Origin of the sequence: Streptococcus mitis, assembly GCF_002096815.1 — a bacterium.
GTDB classification, from domain to species: domain Bacteria; phylum Bacillota; class Bacilli; order Lactobacillales; family Streptococcaceae; genus Streptococcus; species Streptococcus mitis_AD.
Genome location: NZ_NCVJ01000018.1, coordinates 155,966 through 171,575 on the forward strand (window position 1 = coordinate 155,966; position 15,610 = coordinate 171,575).

The window sequence follows — 15,610 nt, forward strand, 5'->3', positions numbered from 1 at the left end:
GACGAGCGACTGCCCGTATTTAGCCAATTATCACAAAGGCAGTCGCATTTTTTTGAAATAACATGAATGAAATCAAAGAAAAAGCCCTGGCCAAGTTGCTAGAGGAATTAAATAAACCACACGATATCGCACTTGATCGCATTCATAACTGGATTTGTGACCAGGAAGATGAAGAACTATTTCAAGGCATCTTAAAAGAGCGATATTCTCTGACATGCGCTCTAAAATATGCGAAAGAAAAAGCTCGAAACTTCGCTGAAAACGGAGTGGCTTGTATCGATGATGAGACTGTTTTTGGATGGATTCGAGATTATTTTATTTCAAATTCACAAGTATCCAACATTGAACAGGTACCAGTCGAATCTATCAAGAAAGAAAAACCTCAGAATTCTCAAGAAGAGAAGATTGACGTGGCCAAAATTAGAAAAGGCGCTGGTCCAGACGATGATATCATCAAGAAACCTAAAATTAAGAAGGAGAAAGGAGTAGTCGAAGGCCAATTGGACCTTTTTGAAGAATTAGCATGAGCAAGATCAACGAACAATGCAAGCGAGAAGCTGATAGACGATTGAAACCACCTGCAAACTTCTGGAGCTGGTGCTATTCGCAAATCACAACGTACAAATGGACCAATAAGGACAAGACCATAATTGCTTCAGATTTGAATCTTGGTCATTGTATTGAAAAGCGACTGATAAAGTCGTCACGGCTCACTTTTTATGACAAGACTTACTTTTTCTCTATCATTCTCAGCACTTCGAAACGTATCGAAATACAATCTTATGAATTCAGGTCGAAGTTGGTTGAAGGAAAACAATTTATCGATTGGCATTTTACAAATTTGGAGCGATTCGAAAATGACAAACATGTGAAGATTGGCCAAGATTACAACGGACAATTTTATCCGTATCTTTTCGCTAATTTCTTTAGCGGAGGATATTATACAGGTAATATATTCTATCCAAACAACTGGGTTGAAAAACTTAAAAAGGTATCTGAACTCAAATATTTGAAGTTCGGGAATATTTACTATTGGGAAATTGAACGGCTTTACAAATATAAGTTTGAAATTGAATTTGCTCAGAAAATTCATGCTTATAGATTAGCCAACGAAATCATGTATCCAGATTACAGAATTGGATTTACAAGAAATGTAGATATGCGAACCTTGAACCGCAGATGGCTTCAAAAGAACAAACAATTCTTTAAGAACTCGAATCGTAGTTTCAATGAATTTGAATTGAGCCGTCGATTAAAAGAACGGAACGGCCAACTAGTGCCTGGCATTGAGTCTTATCTGACTTACCACGATATCAAGCACATACCGAAAGGTATCGGGATCAATAAGTTTCAGAATTGGGTTATCAAGAATCATATTGACTTCAATGAATACCTTGACTATCTCAAGATGCTACGAGAAATGGGCATTGAGCCTGAAGGTGATGCTATGCTTGTACCAAAGGATTTTACGGCAATGCACAATCACACAGTCGGATTATACAATCAATTCGTCGAAGAAAAACAAAAACTGGAAGATAAGAAGAAACGCAAGCAACTTGAAGCTGAATTTAAACTCAGAGAAGGAATGGATAAGACCATCCAGGGATACGCATTCCATGTCCCTAGAAAAGTGGCCGAGCTTATCTATGAGGGCAAGAAGCTACACCACTGCGTAAGCTCATACACAGACAAGCATTTTAAAGGGAATACCTTAATAGTGTTTGTCCGTCTATCAAATCAACCTAAAAAACCTCTTTACACACTCGAAGTAAGGCAGGGGAAGATAGCTCAATTTCGTGGCAAATATAACCAAGATGTACCAGCTGAAGTATGGGACATAGCCAGAGAATGGATGAAGCAAACGAAATTAGTAAAAAAAGTAGCATAAAGGAGAAAAATAAATGCTAAATAAAATCGACATCCCAGGAACAAGTATCACACTAGAAATCGTAGATAAGAACATCACGATTACAAACAAAATTGAATATGATATGCAGATGCATTTCAGAAATACGGACGCAGACACTTCTCTTGACACAAGTGGCGACGTGTTCGAGCCTCTTTATTGGCTAGACATCAGGGTAACACCGAAAACACCAACAGAGTATCATACGAGCCTTGGAGTCAAGAGGGAGAAACGCCACTTGGCCGAACTTCAGAAGTTCTTCGAGTTCATCGAGAACAACAAGCGAAATCTCTTCGACCTTTGTGGAATCAAGGGAGAGTTGCAATGAAATCTCTGACATTATCGTTAGACATTTCAACTACTGCGACAGGATGGGCCGTATTTTACGGCTCTGACCTTGTCCAGAGTGGTGTCTTAAAGCATAAAAGCAAATCATTCTTTGAACGTGGGCGCTTCATGGCTAGCGAACTGCGAGCGATTCAATCTAGAGCGCTCCAGAAACACGACTGCCATTTTGAATCGATTGTGGTCGAGAAAAACTCGGTTATGGGACCAAATCAACAATCTATGATTAGCATCGGAATTGTGACAGGTATCATCCTTGGTCGACTGATTGCTGACAATGTGTACTTCGTGAACGTGTCGACCTGGCGCAAGTACTGGAAATTTAGCTACAAAGACCGAAGTAAGAAATCAATGAAGATACAGGCTGTTGCTAAGGTTTCAGACGGATTCAACCTGAATGTCAAAGACGACGAGGCAGATGCGATCCTTATTGGTTCGTATTTCGTGAACCAAGGGCGTGAATTCGGTGAGCTAGAAAGTCACAAGATAAGTTAGAGAATAAAATTGAGGAGGTGGAAAAATGAAAGACAAAGTGACTAAAAATAAAATCATTGAATTTGTCAAAAGCACCCAAGTTTTTAACAAGGATATGCAGAACAACGTTATTAGCGTTAAAGCGCTTGATAACATTAGAGATTTTATTTTTAATGTGAATCAAGTCTTTACTCTTGATGATGCAACCAAAGTGGCTTTAGACGATATTTGCCACCGTTGCTTGGTCTATAGCGATTTTTTCAAGCCTAACGTGGATTTGGTTGACATGACTAAGAAAATAAACTGTATTAGATTTGACGTTATATTGGAATTAAAAACGGCTAAAATTGATATTTTTTAGAAGTAGGACACAATACAAGAAAAAGAGGTCACAGATTGAAACGATTTATAGTTATATGGATATTATTGTCTGCTGGATTGAATATTTGGCAGAGTATCCATATTAAGAAATTAGAAGAAAAACGCCCAATTATCGTCTATAAAGCTGACAATCAAGGCGCAGAAATTAAAGGCAAGGTTGTTCAAAAGGAGAAAATTGGCGACATGCACACAATCACTATTAAAAATTATGGCATTTTCGTAGTCACGCAAACAAGCTACGAATCTTTAAGGATTGGAGACGAGGTGAGATTATGACAACAAAATTTAGAGCGTGGCACAAGACATGGGAAGAAATGGGTCGGATATCCTTTATTCGTTACAAAGAATCAGGAGAAATAGCTCATCTATCTTTCCGTAGAAATATATATAATGGGAATATATATGGTGGGTTAGTGAAGCTTGACGAAATCGAACTCATGCAATCAACAGGATTATTTGATAAAAACGGCAAGGAGGTTTTTGTCGGAGATATTATAAAATGTACAAGAGGATGTCCACATGAAGTGTATTTAGAAAAAGAATACGGTGGCTCATACATAGGCGGAATGCCTGCTATATATCTAAAGGGGTTGTTAAGTGGGTATGCGTGGACTGAAGACGAGGAAATCATCGGCAATGTCTACGAAAATCCGGAGCTTTTGGAGGTAAATCATGACACTATTCGATGAAGTACAGCAACTTAGCTCAGAAAGCCATGCTAAATGGTTTGAGCGTTATTTTAAGAAATATAACCTAGAAGGAAAACTAAAAACTTCTGCTCAAAAAGGTTATACAGGCTATTTAATCGATGTTTGGTCAGTTAGAGACGAATATCTCAGGAATCGATTAGGAGACGAAAGAACATTGGAAGCATTAAGAGAATTGTTAGGCTCTGGCTTTACTGTCAAATATAAGCTTTATTTATCTAAAAATTTTTTCACTGAGCAAGAATTCGTTTCTAACAAGAAAATTCACATAACTTGGTAATAAAAAGAGCCAAGGCAATCTCTGCCCCAGCTAATAGTTCTCACAAAGACTATTATATCACAAAGGAGACAGAGAGTGAACAAGGCTAAAGAGTTATTGAAAGAATTACAAGACCTTGACATGGACATCCAAAGCCGTATAGATGAAATCAATGAGCTTGAGGCAGGTTTGCTCTCAAGTCCTAAATGGACGGATGTCAAAGTCCAAGGCGGACAGACTAGAAAAGTTGATGATGTCTATACTCAGCTTGTCGTGATGAAAGAGGCTATAGAACAGGACACCAAAGAAGTTATTGACAGGAAACTTGAATTAGGTCGAATGATCAATAAGTTAACAAATCCGAAGTATCGGACAATTTTGAGAATGACATATATTACTAAAACGTATATCGAGGATATTTGTGATAAGTTATCAATCAGCAAGAGCTCGTATTACAGCATGCGTAAGGTTGCTATTGAAGAGCTAGAGGTAATTTTGGAATAATTTGGAATTTCTTGAGTTATCTTGAGAATATCTTGAGAATATGTGTTAATCAAAATAATCTTGATATGCACTGTAACGATAATCTGTTAAAATGGTAGTATCAAGAATTAAGGGTAAGGCAGTAAGCCTTCCCTGACATGGAGAGTTGGCAGAGTCAGGTTGAATGCGCCCGTTTGCTAGACGGGTGGTCGCCTATGTGCGGTCCGTGGGTTCAAATCCCACACTCTCCTTTGAGTGTTTGTGTCCCAGAACGAGTTAAATCTTCTGGGTGGGGGTTCATATATCACTCATTAACTTAAAAATGGTTGCGGAGCGACTAGACCTTGCATGATTGCGTAGCTAATTATACTCCGGATAAGTTATAAGCTAGAGGGTTTGATTCCCTCAGAGGTTTTAAATGACTACAAAAAATAAAAAAAGGAAAACTTTCAAATTGATTACTAATTAACACGCAAGTCTGTAGTCTGCTTGCACTGAGTCACTCTTTGAGTGGCTTTTTTTGATTTACAAAACGGACAAATAGGAGGTAATAGGTTGGGCAGAGCACGAGACCCAAACCGAGATAAAGCTTTTGAGATTTATAAGCAGAATAACGGAAACATCACTAACCGCAAGCTTGGTGAAATGTTGGGCGTGCCTGAAAAAACTATCTCAGTTTGGAAGTTAAGAGACAAATGGAGCGAATGTAGTACTACAAAAAACAAAAGTAGTACTACCAAACGAACACGGGGAGCGCCGAAAGGCAATAAGAACAGCAAAGGCGGAAGTATAGGCAATCAAAACGCCCTAAAACATGGACTGTTTGCTAAGTATCTACCTCAAGAGGTATATGAGATAGCGCAAGAGCTTTCAGAAAAACAGCCCATTGACATCCTTTGGGAAAATATCACGCTGACCTACGCCAATCTGTTGCATGCTCAGCGCATTCTGTATGTGCAGGACGTTGATGATACTAATACTATGCTGATTGCTAGTACAGCTAAAGGTGGAGCAAGCTATGAAGTCCACACAGCATGGGATAAGCAAGGCAAGGCGTTGGCTGCAATGGCAAGGGCTCAATCAGAGCTTAAAAGCATGATTAAGACCTACGACGAGCTCACACGTTCCCCTCTCGTTACTGAGGAGCAACGCTTGAGGATTGATAATCTCAAAGCTCAGCTAGGCTCCAATGATGAGGATGATACAGTCATTACTGGATTTACATTTGATAGGAGTGAGTATAATGGCAATACTGAACCTAGCGAAACTGATTAACCCAGTATTTGATGAAGTCCTCTACACACTCAAGAGCCACATAGTGCTAAAGGGTGGACGTGCCTCTACTAAGTCCTCTGTGGTATCCATTGACCTTGTAAATGACTTTATCAATGACCCTATGGGAAATGTGGTAGTCCTGCGCAAGGTAGGTAAGTACTTGAGGATGTCAGTGTATGAGCAGATAAGATGGGCCATTTATGAGATGGGGATAGCTAATCAGTTCAAGTTTGGGAAATCTCCCCTACAAATCACCCACAAGAAGACAGGTACAGCATTTTATTTTTACGGTGTAGACGATCCAATGAAACTCAAGTCCCAGAAGATAGCCAAAGGCTATGTAATGGCCGTATGGTTTGAGGAATTGGCTGAGTTCGCAGGCCGTGAAGACATTGATATAGTTGAGGATACTTTCATCCGTCAAGAGCTACCGAATGGCAAAGAGGTCAAAGTCTATTTCACATACAACCCTCCGAGAAATCCCTATGACTGGATAAATGAGTGGGTTGCTGAGAAAGCTAGTGACCCAACTTACATGATACATCACAGCACCTACCTTGATGACAAGTTAGGTTTTTTGTCTAAGCAGATGAAAGACAAGATAGAACGATACAAGGAGACGGACCCTGACTACTACAGATGGATGTATCTAGGCGAGGTAGTCGGTTTAGGTAATCATGTTTATAACATGAGCTATTTTAAGCCATTAGAAAGCCTCCCTGACAACGATAAAGTGATAGGTATATCATTTGCCCTAGATACAGGACACCAACAGTCAGCAACGGCCTGTGGAGCTTACGGCCTCACTGCCAAGGGTAATGTTATCTTACTTGATACGTTCTACTATAGTCCAGCTGGTAAGACCATCAAAAAGGCGCCTAGTGAGCTCTCTGTGATGATACATGACTTTATAGACAAGGTCATGAAGACTTACAGAGTACCTAAATTAAAAATGACTATTGATAGTGCGGAGGGAGCTTTGAGAAACCAATATTTCAAAGACTATGGTGAGCGCTGGCACCCTGTGGCTAAGAAGAAAAACCAGACCATGATAGACATGGTTATTAGCTTACTAGCTGAGGGGCGTTTCTACTACCTTGATACAGAAAATAACAAGGTATTCATAGAGGAGCATAAGATGTACCGCTATGATGACAAGTCACTTAATACTGATGATCCAAAAGTCATCAAGGAAGATGACCACACGGTGGACGAGTTCAAGTATTTTGTCCTAGACAACGCTAGAGAGCTAAGACTAAAAGCCTAAAGGAGCTAACAATGGGAATAGTACAGACTATCAAGAATTTTTTCACAAGGAGCAAGTATGTGATGACGACACAGAACTTAACGAATATCACTGATCACCCTAAAATAGCAGTGTCATCCGCAGAGTATGACCGCATTAGGGAAAATCTCAAGTATTATGCAGGACATTATCCACAGATTGACTACATTGACAGCAATAACACGCCTCAAAAACGAGCTTTCAACCATCTGCCTATTGGACGTACAGCAGCCAAGAAGATTGCAAGCCTAGTGTTTAATGAACAGGCTGAAATCAAGCTAGATGACAAAGACGCTAATAAATTCATTCAGAAACAGCTACAAGATGACAGATTTGTCAAGAACTTTGAGCGTTACTTAGAGAGTGGTTTGGCGCTGGGGGGCTTGGCTATGAGGCCATACGTCGATAGAGACAAGGTAAGAGTCTCTTTCATTCAAGCGCCTGTCTTTTTGCCTCTGCAAAACAACACACAGGATGTTTCTAGCGCTGCTATTATCACTAAGACAATCAAGTCAGAGGGTAACAAGCAGAAGTTTTACACGCTGATTGAACTGCACGAATGGGGCAAGGATGACAAGTACACGGTCACTAACGAGCTCTACAAGTCTGATAATAAGAACATTGTAGGCGTTAGGGTACCTCTGTCAGACCTCTATGAGGATCTTGAGGAAGTGGTAGACCTGAACGGCTTGAGTCGTCCTCTCTTTACTTACTTGAAGACCCCAGGGATGAATAACAAAGATATTAACTCAGCCCTTGGCTTGTCTATTTTTGATAATGCCAAGACTACAATGGACTTTCTTAATACGACCTATGACGAGTTTATGTGGGAGATTAAGATGGGCCAGCGCAGAGTGGCCGTCCCTAGTCAGATGATTAAAGTTGAGTACAATCAGGAGGGCGAGAATGTCACAGTCAAGCGTGAGTTTGAGGCTGGGCGTAATGTCTATGAACAGATTGACTCAGGAGATATGGACAAGGGTGTAGGCATTACAGACCTTACAACGCCTATCCGCTCAGATGACTATATCAAGGCTATCAATAAGACCCTGGCGATTTTTGAAATGCAGATAGGAGTGTCTTCTGGTACCTTTACCTTTGATGGTAAGAGCTTGAAAACAGCTACTGAGGTTGTATCAGAGAACTCAGACACTTATCAGATGAGAAACAGTATTGTCAGTTTAGTAGAGCAGTCACTGAAAGAGCTCATTATCTCAATGTTAGAGCTAGGCAAGGCTTACGGTCTTTATAAGGGGAATATCCCTGAAATGGATAAAATCAGCATTAACCTTGATGATGGAGTCTTTACAGACCGAAATGCTGAGCTGGACTACTGGGTTAAGGTTGTAAATGCTGGTTTTGCTACGGATGTCATGGCCATTGAAAAGGTGCTCAATGTTACGCCTGAAAAAGCTAGACAAATCAAAGCTGAAATCAGTGGGAATGCTATTGGCGAGGCTAACAACGGCAGGAGTGATGAAGATGTTGAAATATATGGTAATTGATAGGCTGAGGCGTTTATTTGGAATAAAAAGCCCAAGCCGGCTAATAACTAAAGGACTTACAAGAGCTTATGAAAGAGAAGAAACCAATCAAGCTCAATGATGAGCAGCTAATGCTTGACGCTAGTCAGGTTGCAGACATCTATCATCAGCTTACTCTGGATCTATTTGACCAGGTTATAGACCGTATCAAAGAGCGTGGCTCTGCTAGTCTTGAGGACAACCCTTATATTTGGCAACTTGAGAAAATGAATGAGATGGGCCTCCTCAACGAGGATAACCTCAAGCTCATTTCTGATCGTTCAGGGCTTGCTGAGGAACAACTTAGGCATGTTATCCAAAATGAGGGTTACAAAATCTATAAAGACACCAAACAACAGCTTTTAGAGGCTACTGGTGGAGATTCCTTTGCTGGCAACTCTATCATTCAGACCAATCTAGCTGCTTATGTCAATCAAGCTATGGGAGATATAGACAACCTCATCAATACCACTCTACCAATGAGTGTCAGAAAGGTTTATCAGTCCATAGTCCAGGAGAGCGTGGCCAAGGTTGTTACAGGGCTCAGCACCTCAGACAAGGCTATCTCTGATACAGTCATGAAATGGGCTCAGAAAGGTTTTTATGGCTTTACTGATAGCCAAGGTAAACGCTGGAGAGCTGACACATACGCTAGGCAAGTCATCAAATCGACGGCTTGGCGTGTCTATCGTGAAGTCAGAATGGCTCCAGCTGAGGAGTTGGGGATAGATACCTTTTACTATCACAAAAAGGCCACAGCAAGAGAGATGTGCGCTCCTTTGCAGCATCAGATTGTAACCACTGGAGTTGCTAGGACGGAAAAAGGGGAGCGTATTTTGGCGCTATCAGACTACGGCTATGGATATGCTGGAGGCTGTCAGGGTATTAACTGTACTCATGAGATGACACCATACATTCCGGGGGCTAACTACAAGCCTGATTTGCCTGACGAGTTAAGAGACTTGACTCCAGAGCAAGCGATAGAAAACGCAAACGTACAGGCCAAACAGAGAGCCCTGGAGCGTTCTATCAGACAGTCTAAGGAATTTCTACACGTTGCAGAGAAACTAGGTGACCAGGAGCTGATAGAAAAGTATAAGAGCAAGGTTAGGATCCAACAGGGAGCCATGAGAGACTATCTCAAACAGCACTCTTTCCTACATCGTGATTATGCTAGTGAGAAATACTACTATAATGATGACGCTGTTCAAAAGTTATACAAAACTATTGACAAACGCTCTAAAAAGGAGTATTCTGAAATACTACAAAATTTGGGAAATAAAGCACCCAAGTCTTATAGTGATTTCAAGTCGTTGAGTCGATTAGAAAAAGACTCCTTGAGGTATGATAATAGGATTGTCAATTATTTCAAGGGGGACATTCAAGAGAAACTGTCAGACAAGCAGAAACAACAGGCAGTGGAGGCTTACTTTAATTTCAAGAATGATGGTATAGTGTTTGGAGATCATGCAATAGCACGCTACATAGAACGTATGAGGCGCAATGACGGCACATTTACCTACAATTATGAAACAGTAAAGACAGCTTTTTCTCTACCTCCTAACTATGTATCAGAGAAGAACGGCAGACTTGCAAGGTACTATAACGGTATCCTCTACATCACTGAGCCTGATACAGATGTTGTAGTAACTATGATGAAACGTAAAAAACTGAAAGGATTTAAACCATTATGAAATACAGTCAACAAGTATTAGACATGCTAGAACAAGCAGTTAGTGGTCAGATTGATAATTTTTGGGATTTCTCCTTTAAGTTTAACTCCCTTTTTGGAGAAGATGAGGATTTTGCTGAGGCTTGGGACAATGAAAACCCTGAAATGTTTGACGCTCTCAATGACTTTGAGCTGATGATGTTCTTAGAGGAACATGACCCAAGTGATAAGCAAGGATTTATCAATTTCCTAACACCTTACTATAAAAAGGCAAAACAGTTAGTAAAACTTAGCGCTTAGAACAATCTAGGCGCTTTTATTGTGCAATAAATTGCTATAAACCACTATAAACCGAATGGAAATCCATACGGTTTTTTATTTTGCCCTGGAGCATGGCGTAAAACTGTCTTAATTTGTCCATGTGACGTAAAAAAGGAGGAGTTAAGACATGAGTCTTAAACGTGAAATGTTAGTTGAGGCAGGTATCGAGGACAAGGCTGTCATTGACAATATTATGCAAGCGTACGGTGCAGGTATTGAAAATGCCAAGTCACAAGCCAAGTCGGAACTACAAGCCGAAAACGACACATTAAAACAACAGCTTGAGCAACAAACCCAAGCTATCAATGATCTACAGGCCAAAGAGGGAGCTAGCGCTGAAAGCAAACAACAGCTTGAAGAACTAAAAGCCCAATTTGACCAGTACAAGCTAGATAGTGAGGCAAACCTTGCTCATATCACTAAAACAAACGCTGTAGCCCTTGCTTTAAAAGACGTAGGAGCTTACAACTCAGAGGATTTGATGAAATTCATTGACCTAGAAAAAATCGAGCTAGGAGAAGATGGAAAACCTCAGTTAGAGGACACAATCAACTCACTCAAAGAGTCAAGCCCTTACCTATTCCAAGCTGAGGACAAGCAGCCTAACCCTAATATCTCTGTGCACGGAAATCCACCAGCAGAAACTGGATACGATCATCTAAGCGCAGAGGACAAAGCCCTATTTGCAGGCTTTGATAGCGTATAAAACCAAAAATAAAGAAAAGAGGAATATTACACATGGCAGTAAATTACGCAGCTAAATTTGATGAAAAAGTAGATGAGCGCTTTGCTAAAGAGGCCCTATCTACTGGTATCATCAACCAAGATTTTGATTTCCTTGGAGTTGACACAGTCAAGGTCTACTCTATCCCTACGACAGGAATGAATGACTACAAGACATCTGGGCAAAACCGTTACGGTGACGCTGAGGAGCTTGGGAATGCAGTTCAAACTATGACAATGAAGAAAGACCGTTCTTTCACATTTACGATTGACAAGAAATCTGAGCAAGACACAAATGGCACTATGGAGGCAGGAAAAGCCCTTGCACGTCAGTTGTCAGAGGTCGTTATCCCTGAAGTTGATACTTACCGTTTTGCAACAATCGTAGCTGGTGCAGATACAGATCATATTGCTACTGGTTCAGTAACTAAAACAAACGCCTACGAGCTTGTGCTTGATGGTCAGGTTAAACTAACTGACGCCTTCGTCCCAACAGCTGGTCGTATCTTGCATGTATCTCCTAAATTCTACAAACTTATCAAACTTGACCCAACCTTTGTGAAAAACTCTGACCTTGGTCAAGAAATTACTATCAATGGTCAAGTAGGTATGATTGACGGCTTACCAGTAGTTTTGACACCTACATCACGATTGCCACAAAATGTAGAGTTTATTATTGCTCATCCTGTGGCTACTCCATCTCCTATTAAGTTGGAAGACTACAAGATCCACGATAACCCACCAGGAATTAACGGCAAGCTCGTTGAGGGGCGTATCCGTTACGACGCTTTTGTTCTTGACAACAAGAAGAAAGCTATCTACGTTCACAAATCAGCTTAGTGAAAGGGGATAAAAATGAACGATTCTAACATTGAAGAGACTTTGGTTGTATCTAAAGAAACTGAAGAGGAGCCAGAAGTAAAAGATCCAAAAACATTGAAAAAAGATGGAGTAACGTTTACTCTATCTGACCCGATTATGATTTCAGCCTTTGAAAATCAAGGATACGAAGTGGAGGAATAAAATAAATGGCTACATTTAAAGCTAAAACAAACTTTTTTATGGCAAAAACAGGGCAGCAGTTTGATGCAAATAATGCGTATGAAATGACAGTTGCTGAAGCGGATGAAATTAATAGACAGACACTTGCGGAATATGGAGACAACTGGCTAGAAGAAATCGAGCAAGTTGTCCCATCTCAAGAACCAACTTCAGATGTAATCCCAGGGCTTTCTGAGAATCCAGATTATTTAATTTAAGGCGGTAAAGTCATGACCTACTTAACAAAAGATGAATTTAAGGACTTTGGTTTTGATGAAGTTGAGGAGTTTGAAAAGCTACTAAAGAGGGCAGAGATTGCTATCAACCTCTTTCTTAACAATTTCTACAGCTTTGTAGACTTTGAAAAAGAAATTGAGCACAGAAAGCAAGCTGTCAAACTGGCTACGGCTTTCCAGGTAGCATATTTGGACGCTAGTGGGATCACTACGGCTGATGATAAGCAATCAGTCTCTACTGTGGTTCTAGGGCGCACTCATATCACCTACCAAAACTCATCTAGCCAGTCTTTAGAGAGTGCTAGGTATAACTTATCACTTGACGCCTTGAATACTCTGAAATCGGTAGGATTTGGCTTTAGGGGGGTAGGTTATGACAGACATTGATAAACGGTTATTGATTGATACTGTAACAATTCAGAAAACCACAGGAGAAAAAGACGGATGGGGTAAAGAAGTATTTGAGAGCCCAGTGACCCTTAGAACTGTTAGGTTTGACAGACAGTATCAAGTCAAAGGTACGAAGAACAACCGTAAAGAGTCCAAGCCTAGTACGTTATTTGTGTACCCTAAATATTGCCCAATCGTCTTAGACAAGACCTTTGAAAATGCCATTATCAACGACGGAGAACGTGAGTACAGAGTGACCTCTGTGGTTCCTGTCAGTTATCCACACAAACAAAAAGTATTTTGCTATGAAGTGGAGTGTATCTGATGGGAATAGGCGTATCTGTCAAGATTGATTTAAAAGGTATTGAGAAAAAGGTATCCCCACAGGCACTAGCTAAGGGGAAGTTAGCTATCGCTAATCAAATGTTGACTGACTTTACCCCTTTTATTCCTCGAAAGAGTGGAGACTTAAGTGGTAGCGGTCAGGCTACTAAGGATGGGGGTAAATATCCTGGACCTTACGCTAGAGCTCAATTCTACGGATCGAGCTATAACAAGAATAGGAGTTTTGTCTTTAAGAAGTACACGACTCCTGGAACAGGCAAGCGGTGGGACTTGAAAGCCTCAGCGTTATATCTTGATGATTGGAAGAAAACGGGTCTAAGAGCAATGGGAGTAAAAGCATGAATAACAATGATTTTTCAGAAGTCCTTAGAGATTTCATCAACACACTAAACCTCCCTCTGACTTGTAAGCTAGATTACTTATCAGAGAGGGAGGATTTAGTCCTTTATCCTTTGCCAGGTGGGAAGATTTTAACAGAGTACATGAACGGTAAGCAGGATATTAGCCTTGTATTTGAGGTGGCAATCAAAACGACTGATCACCAGAAGACAAGCTCTATCCTGTGGGCCATCAATCATGCTCTCGCCGATTTTAATCTGGAACTACCTAGCAAAAATAATTCATATCAATTCAGAGGCCTTGAAGTATCACAGCCATTCCTAAATGACCGTGATGAGCAAGGTTTTTATATTTACATGTTAGATGTAACGGCAAAACTTGAAACAAATGGAGGAAACTAAATGCCAAAAATGAAAAACGCCAAACGCAAACACTTTCTTGCGCCATGGTTACCAACAGCACCAGCTACTGAGCCAGGTAATGACGCCTGGAAATGGCTTGCGGACGGAGTAAAAACCGCCGAGGCTGAAAATGACGAGGATACAGATGACATTGCATACTACAACGGCGACGGCACCAAAAAAACTGTAGTGACGTCTGTTAAGAGTGGTTACAGTTTTGAGGGCGATTACATCAAAGAGGATGAAGCTCAGGCAATTGTTGCAGCTATGCGCTTTAAAACTGGAGATGACCGTAATGTCTGGTTTAAAGTGGTAGACGCTGATGGCAAAACTCAATATGTCGGAGTCGCTACTGTCTCAGGTATCCAAATTGGAGGCGGAGATGCGTCTGAGTATGAGACCTTTAAGTGCACTATCAGCTGGAATGTGGCGCCTAAACAGTCTGCTGTAGTCGGTTGATGATTTGATCTAGGGGAGTGAACAGGCTCCCCTTTTTATTTTTGATTTTAAAAAATTAGTAGGAGAGAAAACAAATGGTAGTAATTAAGAAACGTGACAATGTCATCCCTGTTGATTTTGGAGAGTTCAGGCTTGAATTTGTAGCCAATGACAAAAACATCCACAAAATGGAGTCAGTTGGTAAAAAGCTCAAAAAAGACGGCGAAAAACTAGCCAACACAGAAGACAGTAAGGCCTTTGAAACTTTACAAGACTTGGTAAAAGGGTCATGGACAGAGCTGTTTGACCGAGACGCTTATAACAAGGTCTATGATTTCTCTAACGGCTCGACTGTCGATACTATGGCTTACTTGCTTGAGGCTATCACAGGGGTTATCTCAGAATGGGAGAAACGCAACAATACAGATGCCCTCAAAAAATATCTAGGTGACTGACATGCTGGACCTATCAAGGAAATTGACAGATGAGTTAGTCCTTGGTGATGATGTGTATCCAATGAATATCGCTTTTAACAAGGTTTTGAAAGTGGTGGAGCTGATCAATGATGATGACATTGACGAGCTTTACAAGCCTTTCCTGGCTATTCAAATCTTGACCGATGTAGATTTTACTCAGGCTTTAACTCCTGAACAAGCTACAGCAATCTTTAAGATGATATTTGAGGAGCATATTAGAATTATTCCAGCTAAAGACACAGCACCAGTGCTAGATTTGGCAGGGAACCCAATCAAAAGCAAGATACGCTCTAGGAGCCAATCTGAGGGAGGAGATCGTCTCTTTAGCTTGAAGTACGACGCTGAGTATATTTACTCATCATTTCTCCAGGCTTACGGAATTGACCTAATAGACGCTCAGAACAGCCTACACTGGAAGAAGTTCAACGCTTTACTCAATGGCCTGCCTAGTGATACTAAATTTGCTGAGGTGCTAAAAATACGCTCTTACAAGCCTCAAAAGGGAGATAGTAAGCAGTATAAGGAGAACATGAGGGAACTCAAAAAAGAGTATGCTCTACCTGATGAATTTGACTACTAATTTTAGAAAG

At 40.7% G+C, this 15,610-nt stretch carries 25 protein-coding genes and 1 tRNA gene; all 26 read left to right on the plus strand.

Translation table 11 applies throughout. From position 1 onward, the window contains the following. Positions 1-62 precede the first annotated feature (62 nt). The 26 genes from B7696_RS03805 (at position 63) to B7696_RS03925 (ending at position 15,600) form a co-directional block, all read left to right on the plus strand. A complete protein-coding gene (locus B7696_RS03805) occupies positions 63-527 on the plus strand; it encodes a Cas9 inhibitor AcrIIA9 family protein (RefSeq protein ID WP_084862239.1) in 465 nt (154 codons plus the stop codon). Beyond that, positions 524-1,888 (plus strand): PcfJ domain-containing protein, encoded by a 1,365-nt coding sequence (locus B7696_RS03810; RefSeq protein WP_084862241.1) that lies wholly within the window; start codon positions 524-526, stop codon positions 1,886-1,888. The genes B7696_RS03805 and B7696_RS03810 overlap by 4 nt, the downstream gene beginning before the upstream one ends. A 13-nt stretch (positions 1,889-1,901) precedes the next feature. Next, on the plus strand, positions 1,902-2,234 hold the full coding sequence (locus tag B7696_RS03815; RefSeq protein ID WP_084862243.1) for a hypothetical protein: 333 nt from the start codon (positions 1,902-1,904) through the stop codon (positions 2,232-2,234). Further along, complete coding sequence (locus B7696_RS03820; protein WP_084862245.1) at positions 2,231-2,746, plus strand: RuvC family protein; 516 nt, start codon at positions 2,231-2,233, stop codon at positions 2,744-2,746. Before B7696_RS03815 ends, B7696_RS03820 begins: the two co-directional genes overlap by 4 nt. A 25-nt stretch (positions 2,747-2,771) precedes the next feature. Next, a complete protein-coding gene (locus B7696_RS03825; protein WP_084862247.1) occupies positions 2,772-3,086 on the plus strand; it encodes a hypothetical protein in 315 nt (104 codons plus the stop codon). A 35-nt stretch (positions 3,087-3,121) separates the two neighbouring features. Continuing rightward, positions 3,122-3,382, plus strand: coding sequence for a DUF1372 family protein (locus B7696_RS03830; protein WP_084862249.1), 261 nt, complete (start codon positions 3,122-3,124; stop codon positions 3,380-3,382). Further along, a complete protein-coding gene (locus B7696_RS03835) occupies positions 3,379-3,795 on the plus strand; it encodes a YopX family protein (protein ID WP_084862251.1) in 417 nt (138 codons plus the stop codon). Before B7696_RS03830 ends, B7696_RS03835 begins: the two co-directional genes overlap by 4 nt. After that, positions 3,779-4,093 (plus strand): hypothetical protein, encoded by a 315-nt coding sequence (locus B7696_RS03840; RefSeq protein ID WP_084862253.1) that lies wholly within the window; start codon positions 3,779-3,781, stop codon positions 4,091-4,093. The genes B7696_RS03835 and B7696_RS03840 overlap by 17 nt, the downstream gene beginning before the upstream one ends. A 75-nt stretch (positions 4,094-4,168) precedes the next feature. Then, positions 4,169-4,576 (plus strand): DUF1492 domain-containing protein, encoded by a 408-nt coding sequence (locus tag B7696_RS03845; protein ID WP_084862255.1) that lies wholly within the window; start codon positions 4,169-4,171, stop codon positions 4,574-4,576. A gap of 139 nt (positions 4,577-4,715) precedes the next feature. Next, positions 4,716-4,806 (plus strand) — tRNA-Ser (locus B7696_RS03850). A gap of 304 nt (positions 4,807-5,110) precedes the next feature. Further along, positions 5,111-5,830, plus strand: coding sequence for a phage terminase small subunit (terS, locus tag B7696_RS03855; protein ID WP_084862256.1), 720 nt, complete (start codon positions 5,111-5,113; stop codon positions 5,828-5,830). After that, positions 5,799-7,097 carry a PBSX family phage terminase large subunit gene (locus B7696_RS03860; protein ID WP_084862258.1) on the plus strand — a complete coding sequence of 433 codons (1,299 nt, stop codon included), beginning with the start codon at positions 5,799-5,801 and terminating at the stop codon, positions 7,095-7,097. Before terS ends, B7696_RS03860 begins: the two co-directional genes overlap by 32 nt. Before the next feature lie 11 nt (positions 7,098-7,108). Further along, positions 7,109-8,620 carry a phage portal protein gene (locus tag B7696_RS03865; protein WP_338092167.1) on the plus strand — a complete coding sequence of 504 codons (1,512 nt, stop codon included), beginning with the start codon at positions 7,109-7,111 and terminating at the stop codon, positions 8,618-8,620. Between the two features lie 68 nt (positions 8,621-8,688). Then, complete coding sequence (locus B7696_RS03870; RefSeq protein WP_084862260.1) at positions 8,689-10,332, plus strand: phage minor capsid protein; 1,644 nt, start codon at positions 8,689-8,691, stop codon at positions 10,330-10,332. Then, positions 10,329-10,610: a hypothetical protein gene (locus B7696_RS03875; RefSeq protein WP_084862262.1), complete on the plus strand. Its 282-nt coding sequence runs from the start codon at positions 10,329-10,331 to the stop codon at positions 10,608-10,610. Before B7696_RS03870 ends, B7696_RS03875 begins: the two co-directional genes overlap by 4 nt. Positions 10,611-10,758: 148 nt before the next feature. Continuing rightward, complete coding sequence (locus B7696_RS03880; protein WP_084862264.1) at positions 10,759-11,337, plus strand: phage scaffolding protein; 579 nt, start codon at positions 10,759-10,761, stop codon at positions 11,335-11,337. A gap of 32 nt (positions 11,338-11,369) precedes the next feature. Next, positions 11,370-12,194, plus strand: coding sequence for a major capsid protein (locus B7696_RS03885; RefSeq protein WP_084862266.1), 825 nt, complete (start codon positions 11,370-11,372; stop codon positions 12,192-12,194). A gap of 15 nt (positions 12,195-12,209) precedes the next feature. Beyond that, positions 12,210-12,377 (plus strand): hypothetical protein, encoded by a 168-nt coding sequence (locus B7696_RS10320; RefSeq protein ID WP_158086161.1) that lies wholly within the window; start codon positions 12,210-12,212, stop codon positions 12,375-12,377. Between the two features lie 5 nt (positions 12,378-12,382). Continuing rightward, positions 12,383-12,613: a hypothetical protein gene (locus B7696_RS03890; protein ID WP_084862268.1), complete on the plus strand. Its 231-nt coding sequence runs from the start codon at positions 12,383-12,385 to the stop codon at positions 12,611-12,613. 12 nt (positions 12,614-12,625) lie between these two features. Next, on the plus strand, positions 12,626-13,018 hold the full coding sequence (locus tag B7696_RS03895) for a hypothetical protein (protein ID WP_049511150.1): 393 nt from the start codon (positions 12,626-12,628) through the stop codon (positions 13,016-13,018). Then, positions 13,005-13,346 carry a putative minor capsid protein gene (locus B7696_RS03900; protein ID WP_049488130.1) on the plus strand — a complete coding sequence of 114 codons (342 nt, stop codon included), beginning with the start codon at positions 13,005-13,007 and terminating at the stop codon, positions 13,344-13,346. Before B7696_RS03895 ends, B7696_RS03900 begins: the two co-directional genes overlap by 14 nt. After that, positions 13,346-13,708: a minor capsid protein gene (locus B7696_RS03905; protein ID WP_084862270.1), complete on the plus strand. Its 363-nt coding sequence runs from the start codon at positions 13,346-13,348 to the stop codon at positions 13,706-13,708. Before B7696_RS03900 ends, B7696_RS03905 begins: the two co-directional genes overlap by 1 nt. Then, on the plus strand, positions 13,705-14,106 hold the full coding sequence (locus B7696_RS03910) for a minor capsid protein (RefSeq protein ID WP_049511152.1): 402 nt from the start codon (positions 13,705-13,707) through the stop codon (positions 14,104-14,106). The genes B7696_RS03905 and B7696_RS03910 overlap by 4 nt, the downstream gene beginning before the upstream one ends. Next, positions 14,107-14,565, plus strand: coding sequence for a phage tail tube protein (locus B7696_RS03915; protein ID WP_070478170.1), 459 nt, complete (start codon positions 14,107-14,109; stop codon positions 14,563-14,565). A 74-nt stretch (positions 14,566-14,639) separates the two neighbouring features. Further along, positions 14,640-14,999 (plus strand): hypothetical protein, encoded by a 360-nt coding sequence (locus B7696_RS03920; protein ID WP_084862272.1) that lies wholly within the window; start codon positions 14,640-14,642, stop codon positions 14,997-14,999. Between the two features lies 1 nt (position 15,000). Next, on the plus strand, positions 15,001-15,600 hold the full coding sequence (locus B7696_RS03925) for a Gp15 family bacteriophage protein (protein WP_049511155.1): 600 nt from the start codon (positions 15,001-15,003) through the stop codon (positions 15,598-15,600). Positions 15,601-15,610: the final 10 nt, after the last annotated feature.

Coding starts and splice junctions, on each gene's coding strand:
- B7696_RS03805 (WP_084862239.1), top strand. CDS start 63: ATGAATGAAATCAAAGAAAAAGCCCTGGCCAAGTTGCTAGAGGAATTA.
- B7696_RS03810 (WP_084862241.1), top strand. CDS start 524: ATGAGCAAGATCAACGAACAATGCAAGCGAGAAGCTGATAGACGATTG.
- B7696_RS03815 (WP_084862243.1), top strand. CDS start 1,902: ATGCTAAATAAAATCGACATCCCAGGAACAAGTATCACACTAGAAATC.
- B7696_RS03820 (WP_084862245.1), top strand. CDS start 2,231: ATGAAATCTCTGACATTATCGTTAGACATTTCAACTACTGCGACAGGA.
- B7696_RS03825 (WP_084862247.1), top strand. CDS start 2,772: ATGAAAGACAAAGTGACTAAAAATAAAATCATTGAATTTGTCAAAAGC.
- B7696_RS03835 (WP_084862251.1), top strand. CDS start 3,379: ATGACAACAAAATTTAGAGCGTGGCACAAGACATGGGAAGAAATGGGT.
- B7696_RS03840 (WP_084862253.1), top strand. CDS start 3,779: ATGACACTATTCGATGAAGTACAGCAACTTAGCTCAGAAAGCCATGCT.
- B7696_RS03860 (WP_084862258.1), top strand. CDS start 5,799: ATGGCAATACTGAACCTAGCGAAACTGATTAACCCAGTATTTGATGAA.
- B7696_RS03865 (WP_338092167.1), top strand. CDS start 7,109: ATGGGAATAGTACAGACTATCAAGAATTTTTTCACAAGGAGCAAGTAT.
- B7696_RS03870 (WP_084862260.1), top strand. CDS start 8,689: ATGAAAGAGAAGAAACCAATCAAGCTCAATGATGAGCAGCTAATGCTT.
- B7696_RS03875 (WP_084862262.1), top strand. CDS start 10,329: ATGAAATACAGTCAACAAGTATTAGACATGCTAGAACAAGCAGTTAGT.
- B7696_RS03880 (WP_084862264.1), top strand. CDS start 10,759: ATGAGTCTTAAACGTGAAATGTTAGTTGAGGCAGGTATCGAGGACAAG.
- B7696_RS03885 (WP_084862266.1), top strand. CDS start 11,370: ATGGCAGTAAATTACGCAGCTAAATTTGATGAAAAAGTAGATGAGCGC.
- B7696_RS10320 (WP_158086161.1), top strand. CDS start 12,210: ATGAACGATTCTAACATTGAAGAGACTTTGGTTGTATCTAAAGAAACT.
- B7696_RS03890 (WP_084862268.1), top strand. CDS start 12,383: ATGGCTACATTTAAAGCTAAAACAAACTTTTTTATGGCAAAAACAGGG.
- B7696_RS03895 (WP_049511150.1), top strand. CDS start 12,626: ATGACCTACTTAACAAAAGATGAATTTAAGGACTTTGGTTTTGATGAA.
- B7696_RS03900 (WP_049488130.1), top strand. CDS start 13,005: ATGACAGACATTGATAAACGGTTATTGATTGATACTGTAACAATTCAG.
- B7696_RS03905 (WP_084862270.1), top strand. CDS start 13,346: ATGGGAATAGGCGTATCTGTCAAGATTGATTTAAAAGGTATTGAGAAA.
- B7696_RS03910 (WP_049511152.1), top strand. CDS start 13,705: ATGAATAACAATGATTTTTCAGAAGTCCTTAGAGATTTCATCAACACA.
- B7696_RS03915 (WP_070478170.1), top strand. CDS start 14,107: ATGCCAAAAATGAAAAACGCCAAACGCAAACACTTTCTTGCGCCATGG.
- B7696_RS03920 (WP_084862272.1), top strand. CDS start 14,640: ATGGTAGTAATTAAGAAACGTGACAATGTCATCCCTGTTGATTTTGGA.
- B7696_RS03925 (WP_049511155.1), top strand. CDS start 15,001: ATGCTGGACCTATCAAGGAAATTGACAGATGAGTTAGTCCTTGGTGAT.